Origin of the sequence: Streptomyces sp. NPDC007901 (assembly GCF_042959465.1) — a bacterium.
Classification (GTDB): Bacteria; Actinomycetota; Actinomycetes; order Streptomycetales; family Streptomycetaceae; genus Streptomyces.
This window is the reverse complement of record NZ_JBIBKW010000001.1, coordinates 645,959-672,007: the sequence shown is the minus strand read 5'-3', so window position 1 is coordinate 672,007 and position 26,049 is coordinate 645,959. Positions and strand designations below refer to the sequence as shown.

Sequence of the window (26,049 nt, the reverse complement as noted above, 5' to 3'; positions counted from 1 at the left end):
GAATCCCCGGACACGTGAACGCGGAGGAGCGGGAGGAACGGGAAGAGGGGGCTCTTGATGCACAGCGTGCTCCCTTGGGTTGAGTGCCCAAAAGGCTTAGCAACGGCCCACTGGGCGAGCAAGACAACTCGCCGCGAATCGGACAGGCCGAAGGGTCGTCGAAAGCGCCGTCGAAGGCGCTGTACCGAGTGGGCGTCCGTCGGGCGAGACCTCACAGCGGAAGCCGGTGCTCCGCCTTCCCCGCGATTGCGGATCGCGCGAGACTGCACCATGGCATTCCCGGGACGGCCGTCGCCGCCTCCGCCGTGGGGACCGGCCGCCCCCCTCAGCGGGCACAACGGAGCGGTGAACGCGGTGGCGTTCAGCCCGGACGGACGGGTGCTCGCCGGTTGCGGCGTCGAGACAACGGTGAGGCTCTGGGCAACGGGCTGAGGGTATGCGGCATCTCCCGATGCACGCGGTGAAGGCGCGTCCGGCACCCGTCCACGAGATCCACGCCCTCCTCAGCGGTGGTCACCTGGCGTCCGCGACCCGGTCGCCGCCGTGGGAACGCCCATGTCCCGTCCCGCCGGAGGAGGCCGTGCCGGCGGCGCTACGCTGCTCTGTCATGCAGGAGACGCGCCTCGACACCGCCCGGATCCGGGCGGCTCGGCAGGTGATCGACCCGGTTTTTCTCGATAGTCCGCTGTACCGCTGCGAGGCGCTGGAACCGGTCCTCGGGTGCGCGGTGAGTATCAAGCTCGAGACGGCGAACCCGGTCCGCAGTTTCAAGGCCCGCGGCACCGAGGTGATCGCGAGCCTGCTCGCCGGGCAGGGTTCGTCGGCCGTGGTGTGTGCCAGCGCGGGCAACCTCGGCCAGGCGCTCGCCTGGTCCGGCCGGGGCCGGGGGCTGGACGTGACCGTGGTGGCCTCGCGGTTCGCGACCGCGGCCAAGCTGGAGCGCATCCGCGCGTTGGGGGCGCGGCTGGAGCTGGTGGACGGCGATCACGAGGCGGCTCGCGAGCGGGCGGCGGCCATCGCGCGGTACGACGGCATCCGGCTGGTCGAGGACAGCCTGGACCTCGAGACCTGCGAGGGCGCGGCGACCATCGGCCTGGAGCTGGTGGAGGCCGCGCCGTCGTTCGACGCCGTGCTGATCGCCCTGGGCGGCGGGGCGCTGGCCACCGGTGTGGGGCATGTGGTGAAGGCCTGCGCGCCGCACGCCGAGGTGATCTGCGTCCAGCCGCTGGGCGCGCCGGCGATGACGCACTCGTGGCACCGGCGCCGCGTCGTCACCACCGACTCGGCAGACACCATCGCCGACGGCGTCGCCGGCCGGTACCCCGTCCCGGCCGTCCTGGACGACCTTCTCCTGGTCGCCGACGACGCCGTCCTGGTCCGGGAGTCATCGATCGTCGCCGGGATGCGGACCCTCCTCGACCAGGCCGGCCTGGTCGTCGAACCGTCGGCCGCCCTCGGCGTCGCGGCGATCCTGGAGGACCGCGACCGCTTCGCCGGCCGGCACGTGGTCACCATCGTGTGCGGCAGCAACGTCGACCCGGACGCCTATCGGCGCTGGGTCGCCACGGCCCCCGTCCGCGAGTCCCGCGAGTCCTGACACCCGCCCCGCTCCGGAAACGCGCTGTCAGCCCTCCGCGCGGGCGGGCAGGCGCCAGCCCGGGCGCGGGAAGTGGCAGGTGTAGCCGTCCGGGTAGCGCTCCAGGTAGTCCTGGTGCTCGGGCTCGGCCTCCCAGAAGGGGCCGACCGGCTCCACCTCGGTGACGACCTTGCCCGGCCACAGTCCGGAGGCGTCCACGTCCGCGATCGTGTCCTCGGCGATCCGCTTCTGCTCGTCGTCCACGTAGTAGATCGCCGAGCGGTAGCTGAGGCCGATGTCGTTGCCCTGGCGGTTGCTGGTGCTCGGGTCGTGGATCTGGAAGAAGAACTCGAGGATCGCGCGGTAGTCGGTCTTCTCGGGGTCGAAGAGGATCTCGATGGCCTCCGCGTGCGTGCCGTGGTTACGGTACGTGGCGTTCGGCACGTCACCCCCGGTGTATCCGACCCGGGTCGCCGTCACCCCCGGGAGCCGGCGGATCAGATCCTGCATCCCCCAGAAGCATCCGCCCGCCAGTACGGCCCGCTGCGTCTGCGCAGTCATTCCGGCTCCTCCCATATCTGTCAGCTCGGTCAGTCACCTGCCAGCTCAACGCGCGAGGACCCTCCGCAATTCCGCACACGGGGGGGGCTCGGCACCGGACGACGAGAGCACGGAAGGAGACGCGAGCACAGAGGAGACGAGTCTCATGAACGGGAAGTCGTGCGGACCGGATCCGAGGTGCTTACGGACGGTCGCCTCGATCTCGGCGCCGACGAACTCGGCCGCGCTCACCCCTCCCCGTCTTCTCAGCTGTCGCGCGGTCGGGGTGTCCGAGTCCAGTCCCCAGTAGCGGATGAAAAGGCGCACGAGTCTCTTCGTCGCCTCCCGCCAGCCCGCGTTCGCGGGGTCGATCCGGGCGGCCGCCATCCTGGCGATGAGGCGGGTGGCCGGCGGACGGGAGTCGGCGTCCAGCAGGAGGTGGAAGAGGAACTGTGCCTCGTCCGCGCTCAGGGTGTCGCAGACCGCGAACAGGTCGTCGAGCGCGGGCCGGTAGTCCCGTCGGAGATGGCGGAGCAGGAACCGGTAGCCCAGGCTGATGTACTTGTCCTGCGCCGACTTCGCCAGGGCGACGGCGGTGTCGAGGTCGCGCAGGGCGGCCGCGGCATCTCCGGTGGCGAAGCGGAGCATCGCGCGGACCACGTACGCCCACAGATAGTGCGGACTGGCCGTGATCGCGGCGTCCATACAGGCGACGGCCCCGGCGAGGTCCCCCTCCTGGTGATGGGCGAGAGCGCTGACGTAGAGCGCGAAGCCGGACTCCGGTTCCCGTGCCCGCGCGATCCGCAGGCAGTCGCGGGCGGACGGCACATCCCCGATGGCCAGGTATGTCAGCGCGCGCTGCGCCGGCACGACAGTGTTGTCGGGATCGATCTGCTGGGCCGCGCCCAGGTCCTCCAGGGCGCCGGCGCGCCGCAGATCCTCGGGCGGCAAGGCCAGGTTCTCGGCGAACCGGGTCAGCTCGCCCTGCCGTCCGACGAACCGTGCCCGCTGGCGGCGCCGGATCAGGTCGTGCAGTGAGTGAGCGTCGTGCAGTGAGTGAGCACTGTTCACGTGGCCCCCCGGACCGGTCCTCCCGAACGACCCCATTGTGACAGCGCCGACGCACCGCGTGACGGGAATTCGGTTGCGTCCGGCGGGTGGCGGCGGGCTCAATGGCGCCCATGGCCGACATTCACGGGTCCTACGACGACCTCTTCGCCGCCGTGCCCACCCTGCTCTCCGGACTGCTCGACGAGGGGGACGCGGGCGGTGCCGTCGCCGTGTTCGTGGACGGGGAGCCGGTGGTGGACGTGTGGGGCGGGTGCGTCGACGCCGGGCGGAGTGTGCCGTGGGAGCGGGACACGCTCGTCGGTGTGTACAGCGTGACGAAGACGATGACCGCGCTGTGCGCGCTGGTGCTCGTCGACCGGGGCGAGCTGGATCCGGAGGCTCCGGTCTCGCGGTACTGGCCGGAGTTCGCCGCGGCCGGGAAGGAGCGGGTGCTCGTACGGCATCTGCTCGCGCACACCGCGGGGCTGCCCGACTGGGAGGGCCCCGTGGAGGAGCTGTACGACTGGGCCGCCGCCACGGCGCGGCTCGCCGGTCAGGCGCCGCGGTGGGAGCCGGGGACCGCCGCCGGGTACCACTCGCTCACCCAGGGGTTCCTCGTGGGCGAGGTGGTGCGGCGGATCACCGGCCGCGGCCTGGGCGAGTTCTTCGCCGCCGAGGTGGCCGGGCCGCTGGGCGCGGACTTCCACATCGGGCTGGGTGCCGAGCACGACGGGCGGGTGGCGCTCACCGTGCCGCCGCCCGGCGAGGACGAGGACTACGCGGCCGGCGCGGCGGGCGGCGAAGCGGCCGAAGACACCGGCGCCACCGCCCGCACCGCCACCACCCTCCGCCTGCGGGACGGCAACAGCCTCGCCTGGCGGCGCGCGCAGATCCCCGCGGCGAGCGGCTACGGCAACGCCCGCTCGGTCGCTCTCATCCAGTCGCTGCTCGCCTGCGGCGGAACCGTCGGCGGGGTGCGCGTGCTGTCACCGGAGGGGTGCGAACGGGCGCGGGAGGTGCAGTTCGAGGGCGAGGACCGCGTGCTGGGCATGCCGGCCCGGTACGGCCTCGGCTACGGCCTGTTCGGCAACGCCCTCGGCTGGGGCGGCTGGGGCGGCGCCCTCGTCTGGGTGGACCCGGAGGAGCGGATGACGCTCGCGTACGTCACGAACCAGATGCGCGAACCCGCCGCCGACAACCGGGGCATCGAGCTGGTCATGGCCGCACAGGACGGCCTCAAGGGCCTGCGCGCCTGAACGGGCGGAGGGCTTCGCAGGGGGAGGGAACGGAATGAGCGGTGGGGTCTTCCTCATCGGCGGGGGCTGGGACGCGCCCGAGGTGTACGGGCCGTTGCTGCGGGCCGCGGGTGGCGGGCGGATCGGCTGTGTGCTCGTCGACGAGGGCGACGGGGAGGAGCAGTTCGCGCGGTACGCGGGGGCGTTGCGGCGGGCCGGGGAGTGTGAGCCGGTGCCGTCGCCGGTCCCGGTGGGCGGGCGGTTCGAGGCGGATGTCCTCGTGAAGGACGGCTGGGACGGGGTCCTGGTGTGCGGCGGTCTGACGCCCGCCTACCAGGACGTGTTCGCCGGTTGCCTGGAGCGGCTGCCCGAGGTGCTCGCCGAACACGGCATCCCGTACGCCGGTTTCTCCGCCGGTGCCGCCCTCGCCGCCCGGCGGGCCGTGCTGGGCGGCTGGCTGGTGGACGGCGTCCCGGTCTGCCCACCGGACACCGCCGAGGATCTCGAGGAGGTCGAGGTACGGCGGGGGCTCGGGCTCGTCCCCTTCGCGGTGGACGTGCACGCGGCGCAGTGGGGCACGCTGGGCCGGCTGGTCGCGGCCGTGTCGTGCGGCTCGGTGCCGTACGGGGTCGCGCTCGACGAGAACACCGTGCTGGAGGTGGACGGCGGGGAGGGCCGGGTCGGCGGGCGCGGGCACGCGCACGTCGTACGGCCGGTGCACGTCGTACGGCCGACCACCGGACCCTCGGACGACGGCCACGAAGGCGCGCGGCGGGTGCGGTCGTACGGTCCTACGCACCCGGCGAGTCCGTGCCGCTGGGTCAGCCGCCGCTGCCGTAGGGCCTGGTGAGGATCTCCAGGCGGTGGCCGTTGGGGTCGTCGAAGTAGGTGCCGCGGCCGCCGTCGTTGGTGTTGATCTCGCCGGGGCGGCTGTGGGACGGGTCGGCCCAGTAGGCGAGGCCGGAGTCGCGGATACGGGCGAAGATCTCGTCGAAGTCGTCCTCGGAGACGAGGAAGGCGTAGTGCTGCGTCGGGATGTTCCCGGGGGTGTCCATGTAGTCGAGGGTGACGCCGTTGGGCAGCGCGACCGGGGCGAACGGGCCGTAGTCCGGGCTGACTTCCAGTCCGAGGACGTCGGCGAGGAATCTGGCCGACGCGTGCTTGTCGTGGGCGGCGACGATGGTGTGGTTCAGGTTCACGGTCATCGTGGGACCTCCTCCTGTCCAACGTACTCCCGACATCAGATAAGGTAAGCCTTGCCTTAGTCGTCGATCGGGAGTGCTGTCGTGCGTGCGTTGAGGTCGAAGGCCGTCCTGGCCCTGTCCGCCGTGTCCGTGGTGGCCGGGCTGCTGTCCGGCTGCTCGTCGTCCGGCGGTGAGAGCGGCGACGGCGGTACCGGTTCGGCGCACGGCGACGGAACCGTGAACAAGGTCGCCGGCGCCTCCGAGGGCCCCTCCGCCGCGCCGAGCGCCCTCACCGACGGCATGGGCTCCGACACCGAGACCGACGGCGTCTTCCCGCGCACGGTCACCCACTTCGAGGGCACGACCACCATCAGGTCCCAGCCCAGGAAGATCGCCGTGCTCAGCACCGGGCAGCTCGACGACCTGCTCACCCTCGGCATCGTCCCCGCCGCCGGCACCCGCGCCGACAACGCCGGGCTCGTCCCCGACTACCTCGCCGACGCCTTCCCGAAGGACAGGGAGAAGCTCGCGGCGATGACCGACGCGGGCACCCGCACCGCGCCCAACCTGGAGTCGCTGGCCGCCGCCGGGCCCGACCTCATCCTGGTCAACGACTCGCTCGGCGACCTCTACCCACAGCTCTCCAAGATCGCCCCGACCGTCGTCACGGCCGGCAACGGCATCAACTGGAAGCGTGATCTGCTGCTCGTAGGGGACGCCGTCGGCAAGGGGCAGCGGGCGCAGGAGCTGCTCGACGGCATCGCCGCCGACGCGAAGGCCAGCGGGTCCGCGCTGGACGGGCGGACCACGGTGTCCATGGTCCGCTTCACACCCGACCGGACGCGGATGTTCGGCGTCTCCTCCTTCACCGGCTCGATCGCCGTCGACATGGGTCTCTCCCGCCCCGAGTCCCAGCGGTTCAACGCCATTTCGCAGGACATCAGCGCCGAGAAGGTGGACACCGCCGACGGCGACTGGATCTTCTACTCCGTGCAGGGCGACGCGGCGAAGACGGACGCGGCGACCGTGCTCGCCGGGCCGCTGTGGAAGTCCCTGAAGGCGGTCGAGGCCGGGCACGCCGTCCAGGTCGACGACGACCCCTGGTACCTCAACGCCGGTCCCACGGCCGCCCGTCTCGTCGTACGACAGCTCGCCGAGCACCTCCGGTAAGTGCGCCGCGTCCTCGTCTGGCCGACGGCCGCCGTCGTGGTGGCCGTCGTCGCCGTGCTCAGCCTCGCCGTCGGCACCCGTGCCGTACCGCCGGCCACCGTGCTCGACGCCCTGCTGCACGGCGGGTCGTCACCGGACGCCCTGGTCGTACGGTCCCTGCGGCTGCCCCGCACCGAGATCGGCCTCACCGCGGGCGCCGCGCTCGGCCTCGCCGGGGCCACGCTCCAGGCGGTCACCCGCAACCCGCTCGCCGACCCCGGCATCCTCGGGCTGAGCCAGGGCGCGGCGGCCGGGGTGGTCCTCGCCCTCGTCCTCGGCGGTTCCGCCCACGGCTTCGGGGCGTACGTCTGGTACGCCTTCACCGGGGCCGTCGCCGCCGCGTGCCTCGTCTACGGGATCGCGGCGCGCGGCCGGGGCGGGGCGTCCCCCGTCAAGCTGGCGCTCGCCGGCACGGCCCTGTCCGCGATGACCGCGGGCGCCACGACCGTCGTCCTCACCTCCAGCTCCGCCACCCTCGACCAGTTCCGGTTCTGGCAGGTGGGCGCGCTCAGCGGGCGGGACGCGGCGACGGTCGTACGGATGCTGCCGTTCCTCGCGGCCGGCGCGGTCCTGGTGCTGTCCTGCGCACGCGGCCTGGACGCACTGGCCCTCGGCGACGAAACGGCCCGCACACTCGGCCACCGGGTCCATGTCGTCCGGGGCTGCGCCGCACTGGGCGCGACCCTCCTGACCGCCGCGGCCGTCGCGGCGGCCGGACCGATCGCCTTCGTCGGACTGGTGGTCCCCCATCTGGCACGGCGGGCGGTGAGGGGCGGCGGCTACGGCCGCGTACTGCCGCTGTCCGCACTCCTGGGAGCGGGCCTGCTGCTCGCGGCCGACGTGCTGGGGCGGGTGGTGCGGGCCCCTGCCGAGGTCCCGGCCGGCGTCATGACGGCGCTGGTGGGGGTGCCGGTGCTGGTGGCACTGGTACGAAGGAAAGGAGCCGTGACATGAGGCGTACCCGGGGCGTGTCGCTCACCGGCGCCGGCCCCGCCAGGGGCGCGGGGAACTGCGCGACCAGCCCCCACCGGCCGGCAGTAGTCGTACTACGCCCCCACCCCCGTTTCTCTCTTCTCCTCCACAAGCGATCAACGATCACCGCCCTCGCCCTGCTCACCCTCCTCGCCCTCGCGATGACCGCCTCCGCCTGCCTCGGCCAGACCTCCCTCTCCCCCGTCACCGTCTGGCGCACCCTCCGCGGCGAGCACACCCCGTACACCCTGATCGTCAACGAGCTCCGCGCCCCCCGCATCGTCGTGGGCGCCCTCGTCGGTGTCTGTCTCGGTCTCGGCGGAGCCCTCGTGCAGACCGTCACCCGGAATCCGCTCGCCAGCCCGGACGTCATCGGTGTCGGGCACGGCGCCGCCGCCGCGACCGTGCTCGCGCTGGCCACGGGAGTGGTCGCGTCGCCCGCCGCGCTGCCCGTGGTGGCCGTCGGCGGCGGACTGGTCGCCGCCGCTCTCGTCTACGCCCTCGCGTGGCGCCACGGCATGCAGCCCGCCCGCTTCGTGCTCACCGGTGTGGGGATCGGTGTCGCGCTGTCCGCCGTCGTCCAGCTGTATCTCACGGACAGCGAGCTGGACGCGGCCGAGCAGGTCAAGCTGTGGCTGACCGGCAGTCTGAACGGGCGGGGCCGGGAGCAGGCCGGCCCGCTCGCCGTCGTCCTCGTCCTGGCCCTGCCGGGGCTGGTGTGGGCGGGCCGGGCGGCGCGGCCGCTCGGGCTCGACCCCGAGACCGCCGCCGGTCTCGGGGTCCGCGTCGACCGTGTCCGCCTCGGCCTCACCGCCCTCGGCGTCGTGCTCGCCGCCACCGCGACCGGCGCCGCCGGGCCGATCGGGTTCGTCGCGCTGACCGCGCCCCAGCTGGCCCGGCGCCTCACCCGCACCCCTCAGCTGCCGCTGGTCTGCTCGGCGCTGACGGGCGCGGTCGTGCTGGTGACCGCCGACCTGGTGGCCCGCACCCTGGTGCCTCCGCTGGAGATCCCGGTGGGTGCGCTGACCTCCCTGGTCGGCGGTCCCTATCTGCTGTATCTGCTGGGCAGACGGAGGTGACTCAGATCGTCGCCGTGTCGATCACGAACCGGTAGCGGACGTCGCTGTGCACGACCCGCTCGTAGGCCTCGTTGATCTGGTCGGCGCCGATGAGCTCGATCTCGGCGCCCAGGCCGTGCTCGGCGCAGAAGTCGAGCATCTCCTGGGTCTCCGGGATACCGCCGATGCCGGAGCTGCTCAGCGTGCGGCGGTTGCCGAAGACGGAGGACAGGAGGATGTGGACCGGCTCCTCGGGGATGCCGACGTTCACCATGGCGCCGTCGGTGCGCAGCAGCGACAGGTAGGCGTCGAAGTCGAGGGGGGCCGAGACCGTGTTGAGGATGATGTCAAACGTGCCCTTGAGCTCCTCGAAGGTCTTCGGGTCGCTGGTCGCGCGGTAGTGCGTGGCCCCCAGCTTCAGGCCGTCGTCCTTCTTGCGGAGGGACTGGGAGAGCACGGTGACCTCGGCGCCGAGTGCCGCCGCGATCTTCACGCCCATGTGGCCCAGGCCGCCGAGACCGACGACCGCGACCTTCTTGCCGGGACCGGCGTTCCAGTGCTTGAGCGGGGAGTACGTGGTGATGCCGGCGCAGAGGAGGGGGGCCGCCACGTCGAGGGAGAGGCCGTCCGGGATGCGGACGACGTAGTTCTCGTCGACGACGATCTTCTGCGAGTAGCCGCCGTAGGTGGGCTGCCCGTCCTTGCCGACGCCGTTGTACGTCCAGGTGGCGCCGCCGCCGGTGCAGTACTGCTGGAGGCCGGCCTTGCAGTTGTCGCACTCGCGGCAGGAGTCGACCATGCAGCCGACGCCTACCCGGTCCCCCACCGCGTACTGGGTGACACCCGGGCCGACCTCGGAGACGATGCCCGCGATCTCGTGACCGGGCACCATCGGGAAGATCGCCGTACCCCAGCCCTCACGGGCCTGGTGGATGTCGGAATGGCAGATTCCGGCGAACTGGATGTCGATGAGGACATCGTGTTCGCCGACCGCGCGCCGCTCGATCGTGGTCCGCTCCAGCGGGGCCTTGGCGGCGGGCGCGGCGTAAGCAGCAACAGTGGTCATGAGGGGGGTTCTCCTAGGGGTGTCTTCGCGCCCGGTCACCTTCTTCCGCCCCGGGCACGCTTACAGACTCCTCCACGCTACGTCCCTCACCCAGCCCCCGCCTCTGCGTACGTCTGCCGTGCCTACCACTGGCGGGGTCAGGTACCTGTACGTACGACCGTGAATACTGGATGTATGGAAGACCATCCCCTGCCCTCCTCCGAACCGGCGTCGCTGGACCGGCGTGCCGAGCTCAGCGAGTTCCTGCGCACCCGCCGGGCCCGGCTGCTCCCCTCGGACGTGGGGCTGCCGGACTTCGGGCGGCACCGCAGGGTGCCCGGGCTCCGGCGCGAGGAGCTGGCGCAGCTGGCCGGGGTGTCGGTGGCGTACTACACGCGCCTGGAGCAGGGCAACGGGCGGAACGTGTCGGCGGAGGTACTGGACGCGATCGCCCGTGCGCTGCGGCTCACCGACGCCGAGCACGCGCACCTCATACACCTCGCCAAGGGCAAGCAGCACAAGAAGAAGGGGTCGGCGCGGCCGCAGCAGGTGCGGGCCGCGCTGGCGCAGCTGCTGGAGGCGATGGACGGCGTACCGGCGTACATCGTGGGGCGCCGCTCGGAGGTCCTGGCGTGGAACCGGATGGCGGCGGCGGTCTTCGGTGACTGGGGGGAGCTGCCGGCCGCGGAGCGCAACTGGGCGCGGCTGACGTTCCTGCGCCCCGAGTACCGGGATCTCTTCGTGGACTGGGAGCAGAAGGCGATCGACATCGTCTGCCAGCTGCGGATGGACGCGGGCTGCTATCCCGACGATCCCCGGCTGTCCGCGCTGGTCGGCGAGCTCTCCGTGAAGAGCGAGGAGTTCCGCCGGCTGTGGGCGACGCACGACGTCAAGGAGAAGAGCCACGGGCTGAAGCGGATGCATCACCCGCTGGTGGGTGAGCTGTCGCTGAACTACGAGTCGTTCCGGATGCCGGACGACACGGACCAGGCCCTGGTCACCTACCACGCGGAGCCGGGTTCGGCGTCGGCGGAGGCGCTGCGGCTGCTGGCCAGCTGGGGCACGGACGCCACCCGGGTCGCCCCCGCGCCCTGAGCCGCCGGCACGGACCTTCGGGCATGGGGAACGGCCCGCCGGAAGCCGCGCTTCCGACGGGCCGCTCGCTGGGGGATCTACTCAGCGGTCGACGCGCTCACTTGGCGTAGTACGCGTTGTAGATCGAGATCGTCGACTTGTTGCCCTTCTTGTCGGCGATCTTGGCGTGGAACGAGATCGCCTTGCCCTTGGCCGGGTTCTTGACGGTGATCTTGCCGTGGCTGACGGTCAGCTTCTTCCAGGTCTTGCCGTAGTCGTACGACACGTACACCGAGAGGGACTTCAGGTTACGGCCGGCGGCCGCGCCCTCGACGGTGACCGGGAACGTGACCTTCTTGCCCGCCTCGACGCGGCTGTCCAGGCCGGTCTTGGCGCCGAAGTGGACGGTGGAGGCCGGGAGCTGGGCCGGGATCACGCCGCTGGGCTTCTTGGAGTGGAAGGTCCAGCTGGCGTCGATCCGGGTGGAGGCGGCGGCGACCTTGACCGAGCGGATGACCGAGGTGGTCAGCTTGTACTCGGCGTCGGCGGACGGCACGGTGAACGCCTCGCCGCCGAACAGCGGGTCCTTGTTGGAGCCCACCTTGGTGCCGTTGCGGTACAGGGTCGTGTTCACCGACAGGAAGTCGGAGGACCCGGCGTGCTTGGCGCTGTCGGAGAACAGCGGGACCACACCGTAGATCTGGTTGCCGTCGCGGAACAGGCCGTACTCGGACGACAGATGCGGGCCGAAGACCGCCTCGTTGAACGTGTTCTTGTAGCTCTGGCCCGCCTTGTACGTCTTCGGGTCGCCCAGCGTGTAGAAGGCGTCGGCGACCGGGAAGCCCTGGGCGTCGTGGCCGGAGTACTGGGCGACGTCGAAGGCCCACTGGGCGCCGTCGACGGTGGAGACGTGGAAGGTGCGGGTGCCGGGCAGCTTCTGCTCCACCCCGTCGCCCACGACGAAGTCCTCGCCGACGACGCCCCACGGGCTGACCGAGCCGGTCTTGTTGGAGGCGGAGGCGCCGACGGTGTTCTTCACCGTGGCGAGCTCGCCGGTCTTGAAGTGCCGGACCTTGTCGCCCTGGAGCTTCTTGACCTGGGCGCTGGTGGCGACGTCGTACTCCTCCTTGTCACCCTTGGTGAACTGGCCGCTCCAGGTCTGGGTCAGACCGCTCGCGACCTCACCGCCCAGACCCGCGACCCGGATCTTGTCGAAGGTGTCGAAGCCGATCCCGAAGCCGATGCCGGCCGGGTCGTACATGTAGTCGATCGTCGCGGAGTGCGGCTTCGCCTGGGCGTCCGGCACGGTGATGTCGGCCGCCTTGGTGGTGCGGGCGTCGATCGTGACCGTGAGGTCCTTGGTGACGCTCAGCTTCGGCTGGACCAGCCAGTCGAGACCGCCGTCGAAGGTGGTGAAGTCCTTCGCGATCCAGGCGTCGAGCAGGTACGTGCCCTTCGGCACCCGGATCGTGGTGGTCCCGGTGTCGGTCGGCGGGACGTTGATGGCCTGTCCGTTGCCGATGCCCGAGTAGCCCATCAGGGCGGTGCTGTAGACGCCCGTCGGGTTGCCGTCGCGCCCGATGTGCTTGACGGTGACGCTGTACGACTGCACCTCACGCTGCACGGCGGCGGCGGTGCGGACGGTCTGGCCGCCGCCGGTCGCCGTCACGTACGCCGAGTAGGCGCCGTCGAGGGTGCCGCCCAGCTTGGTGTTGACGGTGACGTCGACGGAGGCCGTGCCGCCCGCCGGGACGGTCACCTGGGTCGCGCCCAGCTTGAAGAAGCCGGCCGGGGCCGCCGCGCCCTTGGGGTCGGTGGCGGTCGACTTCAGGGTGAGCGTCACATCGGACGTGCCGAGGTTGCGGTAGGTCAGCTGCTTGGTGACCGGGGTGTCGTCGGTGTGCGGCCACTGCTGCACACCGAAGTTCACCGACGACGGGTCGGCGAGCACGGTCTGCTTGATGGCCTTGTCGACGGCGATCCGGCCCGAACCCTGCTCGAACGGCGTGTACTTGCCGCCCTTCGCGGAGCCCGTCAGGGCCGACTTCAGCTCCTGGTAGCCCCAGTCCGGGTGCTCCTGCTTCAGGATCGCCGCCGCGCCCGCCACGTGCGGGGTCGCCATCGACGTACCGGAGATGGTCAGGTAGCCGTCCGGGTTCTCGCCGACCTCCTGGTCGATGACGCTGCCCTTGGCCGCGGCCGCGGTGATGTCGACGCCGGGCGCGGTGACGTCCGGCTTGATGGAGCCGTCGGCGGCCGGGCCGGTGGAGGAGAAGTCCGCCAGCTTGTCGTTGCCGTCGACGGCGCCGACGGTGAGCGCGGACTCCGCGCTGCCCGGCGAACCGATGGACTGGGGGCCCTCGTTGCCCGCGGCGATCGCGAACAGGATGCCCTTGTCCTTGGAGAGCTTGTTGACCTCGGCTTCCAGCGGGTCGATCTCCGGAGTGTCGTAACCGCCGAGGCTCAGGTTGACGATGTCGGCACCCTGGGCGGCCGCCCACTCCATGCCGGCGAGGATGCCGGAGTCGTCACCGGAGCCGGTGTCGTCCAGGACCTTGCCGTTGAGGATCTTCGCGCCGGGCGCGACACCCGTGTACTTGCCGTGCGACTTGGCGCCGGTGCCCGCCGCGATGGACGCGACGTGCGTGCCGTGGCCGAAGTGGTCGGTGGCGTCGGCGGCCGAGGTGAAGTTCTTGGACTCGATCACCTGGTCCTTGAGGTCCGGGTGGGTGGCGTCCACACCGGTGTCCAGGACGGCGATCTTCACGCCCTTGCCGTTGTAGCCGGCCGCCCACGCGGTGGGCGCGCCGATCTGCGGCACGGACTTGTCGAGGCTGGCCTTGCGGACGCCGTCGAGCCAGACGTGCGCGATGCCGGAGGCGGCCTTGTCCCCGTTGGTGACCGCGTCCCACAGCTCGGGCGTGTCCTTGACCGGGGTCTGCACGGCGTCGGCGTTGAGCGTCCTGAGGCTGTGCCGCAGGGTGCCCGCGTCCCGGACGTCGGCCTTGGTGGCCGCGGCGGCACCGGTGTAGCCGACGATGACCTTCAGGCCGTTCTTCTGTGCCTTGCGGTTCGCGGACTTGTTCAACTCCGTGACGTCGAACAGGCGTTGGTCCAGCTTGCCGGAGGCGACCAGCTGGACGGCGTCGCCGGGGACGACGAGGGTGTGCCCGTCGACCTTGCTGATCCGGAACGGTATGTCCTCGCGCCCCTTGGCCCGGTCCAGGCCGACGACCCGGCCCTTGGCGTCGAGGGCGACCCGGTCGCCGGTGATGAGGGTGACGTGGTGCTTGGCGGTGAGCGAAGAAGCGGCCGCCGCGGTCGCGGCGGCGCGCTGTTCCGGCTTCGCCGAGGCCGGGCTGGTCATGCCCGCGGCGAGGGCGACGGCTGCCGCCGTGGCCACCGTGGCCGCGGCAGCTCTTTTCACTTGTCTGCGCAAGACTCCCCCTGGGAGACGGTGTGCCGGGCGAATTCCCCGTTCACCCGGCCGGGGGCAGTCTCGTACGCGCATGCGTCAACCCCCCGGAATACGGAGTATGCCGGGGGGTGATCAGTGGGCTCAAGAGATGAGAGGCCGGTAAGAAGAGTGCGTGAGAACTGTTACGCGCCGGGGTGAACACCGTTACACAACCGCGCGGTTGTGCGCGGGGCTTCGATGCTATGCGCCGGCGTTCTCCTTGACGGTGATCTTGCCCTTGCGGATGGTCGCCAGACGCGGGGCCTTCTTCGCGATCGCGGAGTCGTGGGTGACCATGATGAAGGTCAGCCCGTGCTCCTTCCACATGCGCTCCAGTACGTCCATGATCTCGTCGCGCATGCCCTCGTCGAGGTTGCCGGTGGGCTCGTCGGCGAGCAGGACCTTGGGCTGCTTGACCAGGGCCCGGGCGATGGCGACGCGCTGCTGCTGGCCGCCGGACATCTCGCCGGGGAGGTGGCCGAGGCGCTCGCCGAGACCGACGGACGTCAGCGCCTCGGCGGCGCGTTCCCGGCGTTCCTTGGTCTTGACGCCGAGCGGGACGAGGGCGGTCTCGACGTTCTCCTGGGCGGTGAGCGTCGGGATCAGGTTGAACGACTGGAAGACGAAGCCGATGCTCTCGCTGCGGACCGACGTGAGCTTCGCCTCGGAGAGCTTGGCCATGTCGGTGCCGTCGAGCACGACTTCGCCGGAGGAGGGGCGGTCGAGTCCGCCCAGCATCTGCAGGAGGGTGGACTTGCCACCGCCGGTCGGGCCCTGGATGACCAGGCGGTCGCCGTCGGCGATGGTGAGATCGATGCCGTCGAGGGCACGGATCGTGTCCTTGCCGCGTGAGTAGAGCTTGGTGACGTTTCTGAGTTCGTACATGGTGGCTCCTGGGAGGGTTCGGGGTGGGGCGGTGCGTTGTCGGCCGCGGGTCCGGTGGGGGCTGGTCGCGCAGTTCCTCCCCCAGCCTTCGGCCGGGGGGGACCCCCAGCGCCCCTGGGGGTTGCCCCCACCGGCGCGGCAGGGGAACCGCTACTCGACCCGCCGCAGCGCGTCCGCCGGACGAAGGCGGGACGCGCGCCAGCCGCCGAACGCGCCGGCGATCAGGCCGCCGGCCACGGCCAGGCCCACCGCCACTCCGATCGTGGTGACGCTGACCGGAGCCGTGAGGGCGACCTCCAGGGTCTTGGCGGCCTGCCGGCCGGGGCCGCCGAAGCCACCGCCGCCACCGCCGAAGCCGCCACCGCCCGCGTTGCCGCCACCGCCGCCGCTGCCGAGGGAGGCCTCCAGGGTGGGGCTGATCTCGGTGACGAGGTACGCGCCCGCCAGGCCGAGCGCGATCCCGAGCGCACCGCCGACCAGGCCGTTGACCATGGCCTCGCCGACGACCTGCCGGGTGACCCGGCCGGACTTCCAGCCCAGCGCCTTCAGCGTGCCGAACTCGCGGACCCGGCGGGAGACCGCCGAGGAGGTCAGCAGACCGGCGACCAGGAACGCGGCCACGAGCACCGCGATGGACAGCCACTTGCCGACGTTGGTGGCGAGGGAGGACGCCGTGGACAGGGAGCCGGAGACGGTGTCCGCGAGGTCGGCGGAGGTGGTGACCGTCGTACCCGAGACGTTGCTCTGGATGGTCTTCTTGACCGAGGAGATCTGCTTGGAGTCGGTCGCCTTGACGTAGATCGTGGTGACCTTGTTCTTCTCGTCGGCGAGCGTCTGCGCCTGCTTCAGCGGCATGTACAGGTTGGCCGCCGCGTCACCGCTGTCGGCCGTCGCGATGCCGATGATCTTGAACTTGACCTTGTTGACGGTGACGGTCGAACCGACCTTGTACTTCTTCTCCTTGGCGTACGCCGAGTCGGCCACCAGCACCTTGGCGTCGGTCTCGGTGGTCTTGAAGGTACGGCCGCTGGTGATCTTCGAGGAGGTCAGCGGGCCGATCCCGGTCTGGGAGACGTCGGTCCCGTAGATGGAGTACGAGTTGACGTCGAAGTTGGCGCCACCGCCCTGGACCTCGCCCTGGGGCTGGCCGTTGCCACCGCCCTCGGGTCCGCCCTGGCCGCCGCCGGAGTTCCCGTTCTGCTGGAACTGACCGCGGGTGAACTGGCCGCTGATCTTGACGACGTTGAGGTTCAGCCCGCCGACCGCGGTCGCGACGCCCTTCTGGGAGCCGACCTTGGTGACGGTGGAGGAGGCGAGGGTGGTGAAGCCCTGAACGATGACGCGGTCACTGCTCTGCGTGCTCGACGAGCCGTTGTTCTGCGCGTCGAAGTTGAAGCGGGGCCGCTGGGACGCGCTCGTGGACGCCGACGCGGCCTTGGTGACCGTCATGTCCGTACCCAGGCCGTACAGCGACTGGAGAACCTTGTCCTGTGCCTTCCCCATGCCGTTGGACACGGAGTTGACCACGATGACGAGTGCGATGCCCAGCGCAAGGCCGGAGGCGACGACGAGAGCCGCCTTTCTGCGGCGGCGCAGTTCGCGCCTCAGGTAGGTGAAGAACATGCCCCGCAAGCTAGGCACGCACCGTGATGGCTCGATAAGGCCTAAATAAGAGATGCATGAGAAGGCTGTACGGAGGCCAGGAAAGTCCCCATACCGGGCTGTCAGCACCGGCCCGGGGCGTATGGAAAGCCGGGCGGGTCGCGGGAGTTGCCGGCCTGGGCCGCTCACCCGGTCCGTCTCGGCACCCGGTCCGTCGTCTCGGCAGCCGGCCGGGAGGACGTCCGCGGCGCACCTGCCCCGGCGCGCGGCGGTGCCTCCGTCCGGGCTCGCAGCAGGTGCCGCAGCAGAGCGAGGCCGGACAGGAGCACGACCAGACCGCAGACGCCGTTCCAGCCGAAGGCGGAGTACGCGCGCACGCCCAGCCAGGAGCCGGCGCTGCCGCCGAGGAACGCACAGGTCATGTAGGCGGTGTTGAGCCGGGCGCGGGCCTCGGGGCGGAGGGCGAGGATACGGGCCTGGTTGGCGACCTGGCCGCACTGCACGGCCACGTCGAGCAGGAGCATGCCCGCGCCCAGCCCGGCCAGGCCGACGGCACCGCCGAGTCGACCGGTCAGCAGCAGGGCGCCGGCGGCGACGGCAGCCACCATGCACACCAGGTTCACGGCGTCGGGCCCCCGCCGGTCGGTGCGACGCCCCGCGATCGGCGTGGCGAACATGCTGGCCGCGCCCACCAGGGCGAGCACGCCGACGACCGGGGTGCCCAAGTGGTAGGCCGGGCCGGTGAGATACAGGGCGAGGGCCGTCCAGGCGGCGCTGAAGGCGGCGAACACCAGCACCTGGTACAGGGCCGAGCGGCGCAGCAGCGGCTCGGTGCGCAGCAGGCGCAACGAGGCCGCCAGGAGGGCCGGGTAGGGCTGGTCGGTGCTCGGTGTGGTGGCCGGGAGCGCGGCGGCCAGCGCCAGGCCGAGGACGAGCACCAGGCCGGCGGCCACCAGGTAGGGGGCGCGCCAGCCCAGCCACTCGCCGAGGGTGCCGGAGAAGGTGCGGGCCAGCAGGATGCCGCCGATCAGGCCCGACAGCAGGGTGCCGGTGACCGCGCCGCGGCGCTCGGGGGCGGTCAGGCCCGCCGCCATCGGGATGAGGATCTGCGGGACCACGGTGGTCAGACCGACCAGCGCCCCGGCGACGGCGAGGACGGGCAGGGAGGTCGCGGTGCCCGCGAGGACGAGTCCGGCGCAGGTCACCATGAGCAGGGTGGTGACCAGGCCGCGGTGGCGCAGCCGGTCGCCGAGCGGGACCAGCAGGAAGATGCCGGCCGCGTAGCCGAGTTGGGCGCAGGTGACCACGACGGCCGCGGACTCCGGGGACACCCGCAGGTCGTCGGCGATGAGCGGGCTGATCGCCTGCGGGAAGTAGATGTCGGCCACCGCGACACCGCAGGCGACGGAGAGCAGCAGGATCAGGCGCCGGCTCGGCGCCGGCGCGGCAGTGGAGGAAGGTCCGGCGGACACGGCACACCTCTCGCCAGGAAGGGGGAGGAAGACAGAAGAAGAGAGAAGAAGGGCACAGCGTCGGGAACCGCTTTAACCGGTTCCCGACGGTACCAGTAAAACCGGTTCCCCAGTAGGGTGGTTGGCATGCCCGACGCGCCCGTGCCCGTGCCCCCGGCCCCCCGCTTCCGTACCGGCGCCGGCCGGATCTGCCTGGACTTCATGCGCACGCTCCGGCTGCGCGGCACGGCGGACGCCACCGAGGAACTGGACACCCCCGAGGCCCTGACCGCCTGGGTCGCCCAGCTGGGCCCCTACCCCGCCGGCACGGCCGTCCCGGCCCCGGCCGAGGACGTGCTCCACCGGGCGCGGGCGGTACGGGAGGCGGTGCACGCCCTGTTGACGGCGGCCCGCTCGCCCGCCGGACCCGTCGGCTGCCCGGCGGACGAGCGGAGACTGCTGAACGAGGCCGCCGCCGCGGCACCCCCGGTGCCGGTGCTCGACGCGGACGGCACCGTGACGTACACCGCCGCGGATCCGGTGGGCGCGGTGCTCGCCGACATCGCGCGCGACGCGCTCGTGCTGGCGACCTCCCCCGCCCTGGACCGGGTGCGCGCCTGTTCGGGAACCCACTGCGCCGCCTGGTTCCTGGACACCTCACGCCCGGGAAACCGCCGCTGGTGCTCGATGGAGACCTGCGGCAACCAGGCCAAGAAGAGCACCTGGCGCACCAGGCACGCCTCGGCGCACGGGACCGGGGCCACGAACGCGTGAGGCGGCCGCCTCAGGTGCGTGCGGACGGAGGGCTCAGACGGCCGAACCGGCCTTCCAGTCGGCCCAGTTCATGTTCCAGCCGTTGAGACCGTTGTCGGGGGAGACGGTCTTGTCGCCGGTGTTGGAGACGACCACGACGTCACCGACGATCGAGTGGGTGTACATCCAGTAGGCGGGCGTGCTGGTGTCGTTGGCGCCCTTGGTGTCGGACAGGCCGACGCAGCCGTGACTGGTGTTCACCGCGCCGAAGATGGACTTGGCGCCCCAGTAGTTGCCGTGCAGGAAGGTGCCGGAGCTGGTGAGGCGGATGGCGTGCGGCACGTCCTTGATGTCGTACTCGCCCTTGCCGTCGCTGTCGGTGAAGCCCACGGTCGCGCCGTTCATGCGCGTCTCCTTGTACTTCTCCGACATCACCATGATGCCCTGGTAGGTCTTGTTCTCCGGGGAGCCGGCCGAGATCGGGATGGTCTTGACGACCTTGCCGTCCTGGGTGACCTTCATCTGCTTGGTCTTGGCGTCGACGTACGAGACCTGGTTGCGGCCGATGTGGAAGGTGACCGTCTTCTGCTGCACGCCGTAGACACCGGAGGCGCCCTCGACACCGTCGAGCGCCAGCTTCAGCGTGACGGTGGAGTTCTCCTTCCAGTAGTCCTCGGGACGGCAGTCCATGCGCTGGGTGGAGAACCAGTGGCAGGCGACCTCCTGGCCGCTGCTGGAGGTGACGGTGACGGCCTTCTGGACGGCGGCCTTGTTGGTGATCGCCTTGTCGAAGTTGATCGACACGGGCATGCCGACGCCGACCGTGGAGCCGTCGTCCGGGGTGAAATAGCCTATGAAGCTGTTGGACGGCGAGACCGTGGTGAACGAGGCGTTCTCGTGGGCGACCAGGCCGGCGGAGTCCTTGGCCTCGGCGGCGACCTTGTAGGTGGTGGACCGCTCCAGCTGGGCGGAGGGCTTCCAGCTCGTCTTGTCGGCGGACAGCGCGCCGGCGACCGTCTTGCCGTCGGCGGCGGTCATGGTGACACCGGTGAGGGTGCCCTTGCTGACCGTGACCGCGGCGGAGTTGTTGATGGACGCGCCGCTGGAGCCGTCCTTGGGTGTGATGGTGATCTGCGCCTGGGAGGACTTCTTGGCCGCGGCCTCGTCCGCCTGGGACTGCGAGGTCTCACCGCTGCCGGACGCCTTGTCGTCGCTGCCGGAACACGCCGTGAGCACCAGTACACCGCCGAGCAGTGCGGACGCGGCCACCAGGCCCTTGCGCCGCTTACTGTCCGTCATCACACGCTTCTCCATCGTTGCCGAGTCCGCGAACACGCCGGGAGTCCCCGTCAGAAACCTTCAACGCCAGGACCGTGCCGCCCCGTTCCACATTCTTCGGATCTGTGGGGCACACCACGTCCGCCGGGGCGGCTGGTGCGGCAGGGACCGGTCTGTGCGCCCTCCGAGACGACGAAACCCCGGACGGCGGTTGCCGTCCGGGGCCACAGGTTCCCCGGATCGCTCAGCCGATGCCGACCTCTTCTTCGTCGTCGCGGTCGCCATCATCCTCGTCGAGATCCCAGTCCGGCGAATCCGGATCGTAGGAAATCCGCTCGCTGGACCAGGAGGCCTGCTGGAGATCGACTCCCGGCACCTCGCTGACCAGGTCGAACGGATCGACGAGATAGGCGAGGGCCTCGGCGGTGTCTTCCGTCACAGCGGCCTCGGCATGGGCCCGCTCCTCGCCCGGCAGGTCGGGGTCGTCGGCGATCCGCAGCAGCGCGGCCTTGGTGACCGCGTCGACGTCCTCCACCTCGACGACCAGCTCCACCCGAAGCCGCACAAAACGTGATGTCTCTGGAGTGCTCATGCCCGGAGCGTACGACTGAAACCTCCCGTGACTTTCCCGTGACCCGCGACTTTCACTAACATCACCTCACACGGCCAATTCGCCAGCGCCACAAGGGGATCGATATTCCGTGTCATCCGCTCGCCGCCCGTTGCTGACCGCCACCGCCGCAGGCACGCTGCTGTGCGCGCTGTGGTTCGTCCCGTCCGCCAACGCGTCCCAGGACGCCACGGCGAGAACCGGCACGTCGGAGGGTACGGCGACCACGGTCACCCAGCAGGCCAAGGCGCTGTCCGAGGCCACCACCGAGGCGACCGGGGACGCCACCCGACTCGCCGACACCGGCAGCCCGGACACCACCCCGTACGTCGTCGGCGGCACCCTTTTCCTCGCCGTCGGCGCGGGCTTCGTGGTCTATTCGGTCCGCCGGGAACGGCTGGAATTTTAAATAACTTGACCGTCCTTTGACCGCGGACTCACAGTCCTCTCATGAAGAGATCATCGGGCGTGCGGATCCGCGCCCTCGCCGTCGGCGGCGCGCTGTCCCTCGCCCTCATCGCGGGCTGCTCCGAAGGGAGTTCGAAGGACACGGACTCCGCGGACTCCTCCCCCTCGGTGCCGGCGCTGAGCACCGCGCAGCTGAAGCAGCGGATCCTCGCGCAGGGCGAGGTGGACGGCTACAAGGTCAACGCCGTCGGCGAGGCCGCGCCGGGCAGGAGCGCCATCAAGACCAGCGACGAGAAGTGCCGCCCGCTCGCCTACGTCCTCACCGGCCTCGCCCCGGCCGCCCCGGCCACGGAGATCGGCCGCACGGTACGCGAGGACAAGAAGGACCCGACCGACGACGCGACCTCCCTCGACGACCTGGCCGACGGCACGTTCGAGTCCTCCCTCAAGGACTCGATGAACCTGGACATCACGTCCCTCGACCTGTCGTCGTACGACGGAGACGGCGCCGAACAGGCCCTCAAGGCCCTCTCCACAGCGGTCGAATCCTGCGCGGCCGGCTTCACCGGCGGCGCCTCCGGCGACGAACAGAAGGTCACCAAGGTGACCTCCGTGAAGCCGTCGGGCGAGGGCGACGACTCCGTGGCCTTCACCGCGATCACCGACATGGACGGCGACAAGGCCCCCCTGCACGCCGAGGTGGTCCGCCACGGCAACACGATCGCCACGTACTTCACGATGAACATCGGGGCGATGATGGCCGGGAAGACGTACACCGTGCCGACGGCAGTGATCAGGGCACAGTCGGCGAAGCTGGGCTGAGCGCCCGTAGGGGCGCGGGGCTGTATCGATGTGCGGCTGCCGCCGCGGGGGCGCGACCGGCCCCCACGCTCCCCCGCGCCCGACGAACTACCGCAACGGCCCGGTGACCGTCTCCACCGCCGCCACAAGGCCGCCGCCCCGCACGAACTCCTCCGCCGCGGCAAGGTCCGGCGCCAGGTACCGGTCGGGGCCAGCCCCCCGCACCCCCGCGGAGCGCGCCGCCTCGATGACGGCCTGGGAGGCCGGTGCCGGCGTCAGCCCCTCCCGCAGCTCGATCGCCCGGGTCGCCGCGTACAGCTCGACCGCGACGATCCGCGCCAGATTGCCCACGGCGGTCCGCAACTTGCGCGCGGCCGACCACCCCATGGACACGTGGTCCTCCTGCATCGCCGAGGAGGGGATCGAGTCGGCCGACGCCGGAACGGCGAGCCGCTTCATCTCGCTGACCAGCGCCGCCTGCGTGTACTGGGCGATCATCAGCCCGGAGTCGACGCCCGCGTCGTCCGCGAGGAACGGCGGCAGCCCGTGGCTGCGGTTCTTGTCCAGCAGCCGGTCGGTGCGCCGCTCGGCGATGGACCCGAGGTCGGCCGCCGCGATGGCGAGGAAGTCGAGGACGTAGGCGACCGGCGCACCATGGAAGTTGCCGTTGGACTCGACCCGCCCGTCGGGCAGCACCACGGGGTTGTCGACGGCGGAGGCCAGCTCCCGCTCGGCGACCAGCCGGGCGTGCGCGAGCGTGTCCCGCCCGGCCCCGGCGACCTGCGGAGCGCACCGCACCGAGTACGCGTCCTGGACGCGCGGCGCGTCGTCCTGGTGGTGCCCGGTGAGCTGGGAGCCCTTGAGCACGGCGAGCATGTTGGCGGCGCTGTCGCCCTGCCCCGGGTGCGGGCGGATGGCGTGCAGCTCGGGCGCGAGCACCTTGTCCGTGCCGAGCAGCGCCTCCAGGCTCAACGCGGCGGTGACGTCGGCGGACTTGTACAGCATGTCCAGGTCGGCGAGGGCCATCACCAGCATGCCGAGCATGCCGTCGGTGCCGTTGAGGAGCGCCAGCCCCTCCTTCTCGCGCAGCTCGACGGGCGCGATCCCGTGCTCGGCGAGCAACTCGCCCGCCGGCCGTACGACCCCGTCCGGGCCCTCGGCCTCCCCCTCGCCCAAGAGCGTCAGGGCGCAGTGCGACAGCGGGGCCAGGTCGCCGGAGCAGCCCAGGGAGCCGTACTCGTGGACGACCGGGGTGATCCCGGCGTTCAGCACGTCGGCCATGGTCTGGGCGACCTCGGGACGCACACCGGTGTGTCCGGAGCAGACGGTCTTCAGCCGCAGGAACATCAGGGCCCGTACGACCTCGCGCTCGACCCGCGGCCCCATGCCGGCGGCGTGCGAGCGGACGATGTTGCGCTGCAGCTGGGCCCGCAGCTCCTGGCTGATGTGCCGGGTCGCGAGGGCGCCGAAGCCGGTGCTGACGCCGTAGACCGGTTCCGGCTTGGCCGCCAGCGCGTCCACGATCTCGCGGGCCGCCGCGAGCGCCGCGACCGCCTCCGCGGACAGCTCGATCCGGGCGCCGCCGCGCGCCACGGCGAGAACGTCGGACGCGGTGACACCGGACGTCCCCACCACCACAGTGTGCATATCCATATTCAGGAGCGTACGCACTGAATGCAGTCGCTGTCACTAGTGGGGTACCGGGTTGCCCCTTACTTCTCCATGACTTCTACGTCACAGCCCCCGGCGCCCACGGAAGCTCCGCCGCTCGGCCCGCTCCGGCGGAGGCGCGTCGGCCAGCCGTACGACCGGATCGTCCGGGCCCTCCCGGCCCGCCACCACCGGCCGGTCCGCGCGCAGCGCCTTCGCTTGGTACTGGGCCGCGTCCGCGAGCCGGAACAGACGGCGGGCGGAGCGCACCGGCCCGATCGGGTCCGCGGTCGAGGCGACCCCGCAGGCGACCCCCTCGCCGAGCTCCAGCTCCCCGGCCCGGCGGCAGAGTTCGCCGGCCGCCTTGACCACGTCGTCGGCCGGCGGGCCGACCGCCAGCAGACAGAACTCATCCCCGCCGAGCCGCGCCGCGAGCGCGCCCGGGAGCATCGCCCCGCACAGGGACAGCACCGAGCCGAACCGCTCCAGGAGACGGTCGCCGACGGCGTGCCCCTGACTGTCGTTCACCTTCTTCAGCCCGTTGAGGTCACAGACCACCAGACTGACCACGGCCCCTTCGGCACGGTGCCGTTCGACCGCCTCGTCGAGACGGACGTCGACCGCGCGGCGGTTGGCGAGCCCGGTCAGCGCGTCGGTGTACGCGAGCCGGCGGGCCTCCTCCAACTGCTCGGTCTGCGCGATCCCGGCGGCGACGACGGAGGCGAGCACGGTGGCGAAGTCGGCGTCGCCGCGGCCGAAGACGGGGGCGTGGACGGCGCGCGCCACGTACAGCTCGCCCCAGGCCCTGCCGTGCAGCACGATCGGGGCGACCAGGCAGCAGCCGCGGCCCCGGCGGCGCAGGGCGGCGACCCGCTGGTGCGAGTAGCCGGGGCGGCCGGCGGCGGGGCCCTCGGCCGTCTCGACCCAGGCGTTGGGACCGCCGCCGCCCGCCCAGCGTTCGTGCAGGAACTCGGTGATCTCCGGGAACTGGTGCACCGGATAGGCCTCGGCCTCCGGGAACTCCTCCTCGCCCGGGGCGCGCTCGCCGACGTTCACCAGGACCCGGAGCCGGCCGAGCTCGCGCTCCCAGACGGAGAGCGCGGCGAAGCTGCCGTCGAGTGCGCGGCAGGCACCGGCCGCGGCGGCGTGCCAGCACTCACGTGGGGTGTGAGCGGCGGCCATGCCCTGCGCCAGCGTCACTACGGCGGCGAGCCGGTTGTCATCACCCATTACTCCAGGTTAGGGATGGTTTGAGTGATTCGGGGCATTGGTGCGGCGAACAGGTGTTGCGGCAGCAGGGTCGGCTGCGGGCCGGTGGGGGCCGGTCGCGCCCACGCGGCGGTAGCCGCATGTCGACTGCAGCCCCGCGTCCCTTCGGGGCGCCTCACTCCCCCGGCCACTCCGGGCTCCGCTTCTCGTTGAAGGCCGCGACGCCCTCCGCGCGGTCGCCCGAGAACGCGACCGCCCGCCAGGCCGCGTCCTCGACCTCCAGGCCGGTGCGCAGGTCCAGTCCGTGCCCGAGTCGCAGGGCCCGCTTCGCCGCTCGCAGGCCCACCGGGGAGTTCGCGGCCATCCGCGCCGCCAGCGCCAGCGCCTCCTCGCGGTCGCGGCCCGCTTCCACCAGCTGGTCGACCAGGCCCAGCTCGTGCGCCTCGGCGGCCTCCACCCGGCGCGCCGAGAAGATCAGCTCGGCCGCGCGGGCCGCGCCGACGCGGCGGGGCAGCAGCTGCGTGCCGCCGCCGCCCGGGATCACCCCCACGGACACCTCGGGCAGGCCCACCACGGACGTGTCGTCGGCCACGATCACATCGCAGGACAGGGCCAGTTCGAAGCCGCCGCCGAGCGCGTAGCCGTGCACGGCGGCGATCGTCGGCATGGGCAGCTCCAGGACACCGGTGTACGTCCCGCGCGACAGCGGCCGGGACCGGAGCAGCTCCGCGTCGGTCATCCCGTTGCGTTCCTTGAGGTCGGCGCCGACGCAGAACGCCCGCTCGTGCGAGGACGTCACCACCACCACGCGCGCGTCCCGGTCGGCGCCGAGCGCGGTGCACGCGGCGATGACCGAGCGGGCCATCGCCATCGACACCGCGTTCATGGCCTTGGGCCGGTCCAGTACGAGCTCCGCGACGTGACCGTGCCGCCGTACCAGCACGAACTCCCCGTACCGCTCCTCGCTCATGTCACCCTCCGCTCGACGCACCCACGAGTTAA

Annotated in this window: 24 protein-coding genes; 11 read left to right on the top strand and 13 right to left on the bottom strand. The window is 71.6% G+C overall.

Annotated features, from left to right (window positions below; translation table 11 throughout):
• Window positions 1-57: 57 nt before the first annotated feature.
• Together ACFZDK_RS03275 and ACFZDK_RS03270 are read left to right on the top strand one after the other, a co-directional pair.
• Window positions 58-432: a hypothetical protein gene (locus ACFZDK_RS03275; RefSeq protein WP_390969236.1), complete on the top strand. Its 375-nt coding sequence runs from the start codon at window positions 58-60 to the stop codon at window positions 430-432.
• 175 nt (window positions 433-607) lie between these two features.
• Window positions 608-1,597: a pyridoxal-phosphate dependent enzyme gene (locus ACFZDK_RS03270; RefSeq protein WP_390969234.1), complete on the top strand. Its 990-nt coding sequence runs from the start codon at window positions 608-610 to the stop codon at window positions 1,595-1,597.
• A 27-nt stretch (window positions 1,598-1,624) separates the two neighbouring features.
• On the opposite strand, the gene msrA is transcribed toward ACFZDK_RS03270, so the two are convergent.
• Entirely contained in the window at window positions 1,625-2,137 is a 513-nt protein-coding gene (msrA, locus tag ACFZDK_RS03265; RefSeq protein ID WP_390969232.1) for a peptide-methionine (S)-S-oxide reductase MsrA, read from the bottom strand.
• Window positions 2,138-2,182: 45 nt separating this feature from the next.
• Complete coding sequence (locus tag ACFZDK_RS03260) at window positions 2,183-3,187, bottom strand: tetratricopeptide repeat protein (RefSeq protein ID WP_390969230.1); 1,005 nt, start codon at window positions 3,185-3,187, stop codon at window positions 2,183-2,185.
• A 110-nt stretch (window positions 3,188-3,297) separates the two neighbouring features.
• Here ACFZDK_RS03260 and ACFZDK_RS03255 point away from each other — a divergent pair, with 110 nt between their 5' ends.
• Both ACFZDK_RS03255 and ACFZDK_RS03250 read left to right on the top strand, forming a co-directional pair.
• Window positions 3,298-4,422 (top strand): serine hydrolase, encoded by a 1,125-nt coding sequence (locus tag ACFZDK_RS03255; protein ID WP_390969228.1) that lies wholly within the window; start codon window positions 3,298-3,300, stop codon window positions 4,420-4,422.
• 34 nt (window positions 4,423-4,456) lie between these two features.
• Window positions 4,457-5,251, top strand: coding sequence for a hypothetical protein (locus ACFZDK_RS03250; protein ID WP_390969226.1), 795 nt, complete (start codon window positions 4,457-4,459; stop codon window positions 5,249-5,251).
• On the opposite strand, the gene ACFZDK_RS03245 is transcribed toward ACFZDK_RS03250, so the two are convergent.
• On the bottom strand, window positions 5,223-5,606 hold the full coding sequence (locus ACFZDK_RS03245) for a VOC family protein (protein WP_390969224.1): 384 nt from the start codon (window positions 5,604-5,606) through the stop codon (window positions 5,223-5,225). The genes ACFZDK_RS03250 and ACFZDK_RS03245 overlap by 29 nt on opposite strands.
• A 90-nt stretch (window positions 5,607-5,696) precedes the next feature.
• Here ACFZDK_RS03245 and ACFZDK_RS03240 point away from each other — a divergent pair, with 90 nt between their 5' ends.
• From ACFZDK_RS03240 to ACFZDK_RS03230, 3 genes are read left to right on the top strand one after another with little or no spacing between them, the layout of a single operon-like run.
• Window positions 5,697-6,755: an ABC transporter substrate-binding protein gene (locus tag ACFZDK_RS03240; RefSeq protein WP_390970083.1), complete on the top strand. Its 1,059-nt coding sequence runs from the start codon at window positions 5,697-5,699 to the stop codon at window positions 6,753-6,755.
• Entirely contained in the window at window positions 6,756-7,748 is a 993-nt protein-coding gene (locus tag ACFZDK_RS03235; protein WP_390969222.1) for an iron chelate uptake ABC transporter family permease subunit, read from the top strand.
• A complete protein-coding gene (locus ACFZDK_RS03230) occupies window positions 7,745-8,845 on the top strand; it encodes an iron chelate uptake ABC transporter family permease subunit (protein WP_390969220.1) in 1,101 nt (366 codons plus the stop codon). The genes ACFZDK_RS03235 and ACFZDK_RS03230 overlap by 4 nt, the downstream gene beginning before the upstream one ends.
• Before the next feature lies 1 nt (window position 8,846).
• On the opposite strand, the gene ACFZDK_RS03225 is transcribed toward ACFZDK_RS03230, so the two are convergent.
• Complete coding sequence (locus tag ACFZDK_RS03225) at window positions 8,847-9,890, bottom strand: alcohol dehydrogenase catalytic domain-containing protein (RefSeq protein ID WP_390969218.1); 1,044 nt, start codon at window positions 9,888-9,890, stop codon at window positions 8,847-8,849.
• A 174-nt stretch (window positions 9,891-10,064) separates the two neighbouring features.
• Between ACFZDK_RS03225 and ACFZDK_RS03220 the strand changes: the two genes are divergently transcribed.
• Window positions 10,065-10,964, top strand: a complete 900-nt coding sequence (locus ACFZDK_RS03220; RefSeq protein ID WP_390969216.1) for a helix-turn-helix domain-containing protein — start codon at window positions 10,065-10,067, stop codon at window positions 10,962-10,964.
• Window positions 10,965-11,061: 97 nt separating this feature from the next.
• Here the strand turns inward: ACFZDK_RS03220 and ACFZDK_RS03215 are convergent, their stop codons facing one another.
• The 4 genes from ACFZDK_RS03215 to ACFZDK_RS03200 all read right to left on the bottom strand — a co-directional run bounded on the left by ACFZDK_RS03215 (window position 11,062) and on the right by ACFZDK_RS03200 (window position 18,359).
• Complete coding sequence (locus ACFZDK_RS03215) at window positions 11,062-14,370, bottom strand: S8 family serine peptidase (protein ID WP_390969214.1); 3,309 nt, start codon at window positions 14,368-14,370, stop codon at window positions 11,062-11,064.
• 231 nt (window positions 14,371-14,601) lie between these two features.
• Window positions 14,602-15,285 (bottom strand): ATP-binding cassette domain-containing protein, encoded by a 684-nt coding sequence (locus ACFZDK_RS03210; protein WP_390969212.1) that lies wholly within the window; start codon window positions 15,283-15,285, stop codon window positions 14,602-14,604.
• Between the two features lie 150 nt (window positions 15,286-15,435).
• A complete protein-coding gene (locus ACFZDK_RS03205; RefSeq protein ID WP_390969210.1) occupies window positions 15,436-16,908 on the bottom strand; it encodes an ABC transporter permease in 1,473 nt (490 codons plus the stop codon).
• Window positions 16,909-17,072: 164 nt separating this feature from the next.
• The gene (locus tag ACFZDK_RS03200) at window positions 17,073-18,359 is read right to left on the bottom strand and encodes an MFS transporter (RefSeq protein ID WP_390969208.1); all 1,287 of its coding nucleotides are present in this window, start codon (window positions 18,357-18,359) and stop codon (window positions 17,073-17,075) included.
• A gap of 126 nt (window positions 18,360-18,485) precedes the next feature.
• On the opposite strand from ACFZDK_RS03200, the gene ACFZDK_RS03195 reads away from it, so the two are divergent.
• Window positions 18,486-19,112: an ABATE domain-containing protein gene (locus ACFZDK_RS03195; RefSeq protein ID WP_390969206.1), complete on the top strand. Its 627-nt coding sequence runs from the start codon at window positions 18,486-18,488 to the stop codon at window positions 19,110-19,112.
• A 33-nt stretch (window positions 19,113-19,145) separates the two neighbouring features.
• On the opposite strand, the gene ACFZDK_RS03190 is transcribed toward ACFZDK_RS03195, so the two are convergent.
• Window positions 19,146-20,390 carry an Ig-like domain-containing protein gene (locus ACFZDK_RS03190; protein ID WP_390969204.1) on the bottom strand — a complete coding sequence of 415 codons (1,245 nt, stop codon included), beginning with the start codon at window positions 20,388-20,390 and terminating at the stop codon, window positions 19,146-19,148.
• A gap of 223 nt (window positions 20,391-20,613) precedes the next feature.
• On the bottom strand, window positions 20,614-20,961 hold the full coding sequence (locus tag ACFZDK_RS03185; protein ID WP_390969202.1) for a hypothetical protein: 348 nt from the start codon (window positions 20,959-20,961) through the stop codon (window positions 20,614-20,616).
• 109 nt (window positions 20,962-21,070) lie between these two features.
• Between ACFZDK_RS03185 and ACFZDK_RS03180 the strand changes: the two genes are divergently transcribed.
• Window positions 21,071-21,388, top strand: coding sequence for an LAETG motif-containing sortase-dependent surface protein (locus ACFZDK_RS03180; RefSeq protein ID WP_390969200.1), 318 nt, complete (start codon window positions 21,071-21,073; stop codon window positions 21,386-21,388).
• 41 nt (window positions 21,389-21,429) lie between these two features.
• Window positions 21,430-22,209, top strand: a complete 780-nt coding sequence (locus ACFZDK_RS03175) for a hypothetical protein (protein WP_390969198.1) — start codon at window positions 21,430-21,432, stop codon at window positions 22,207-22,209.
• A gap of 87 nt (window positions 22,210-22,296) precedes the next feature.
• On the opposite strand, the gene hutH is transcribed toward ACFZDK_RS03175, so the two are convergent.
• The 3 genes from hutH to ACFZDK_RS03160 form a co-directional block, all read right to left on the bottom strand.
• Complete coding sequence (gene hutH, locus ACFZDK_RS03170) at window positions 22,297-23,835, bottom strand: histidine ammonia-lyase (protein ID WP_390970081.1); 1,539 nt, start codon at window positions 23,833-23,835, stop codon at window positions 22,297-22,299.
• A gap of 87 nt (window positions 23,836-23,922) precedes the next feature.
• The gene (locus tag ACFZDK_RS03165; RefSeq protein ID WP_390969195.1) at window positions 23,923-25,068 is read right to left on the bottom strand and encodes a diguanylate cyclase domain-containing protein; all 1,146 of its coding nucleotides are present in this window, start codon (window positions 25,066-25,068) and stop codon (window positions 23,923-23,925) included.
• A gap of 154 nt (window positions 25,069-25,222) precedes the next feature.
• On the bottom strand, window positions 25,223-26,017 hold the full coding sequence (locus ACFZDK_RS03160; protein WP_390969193.1) for an enoyl-CoA hydratase-related protein: 795 nt from the start codon (window positions 26,015-26,017) through the stop codon (window positions 25,223-25,225).
• Window positions 26,018-26,049: the final 32 nt, after the last annotated feature.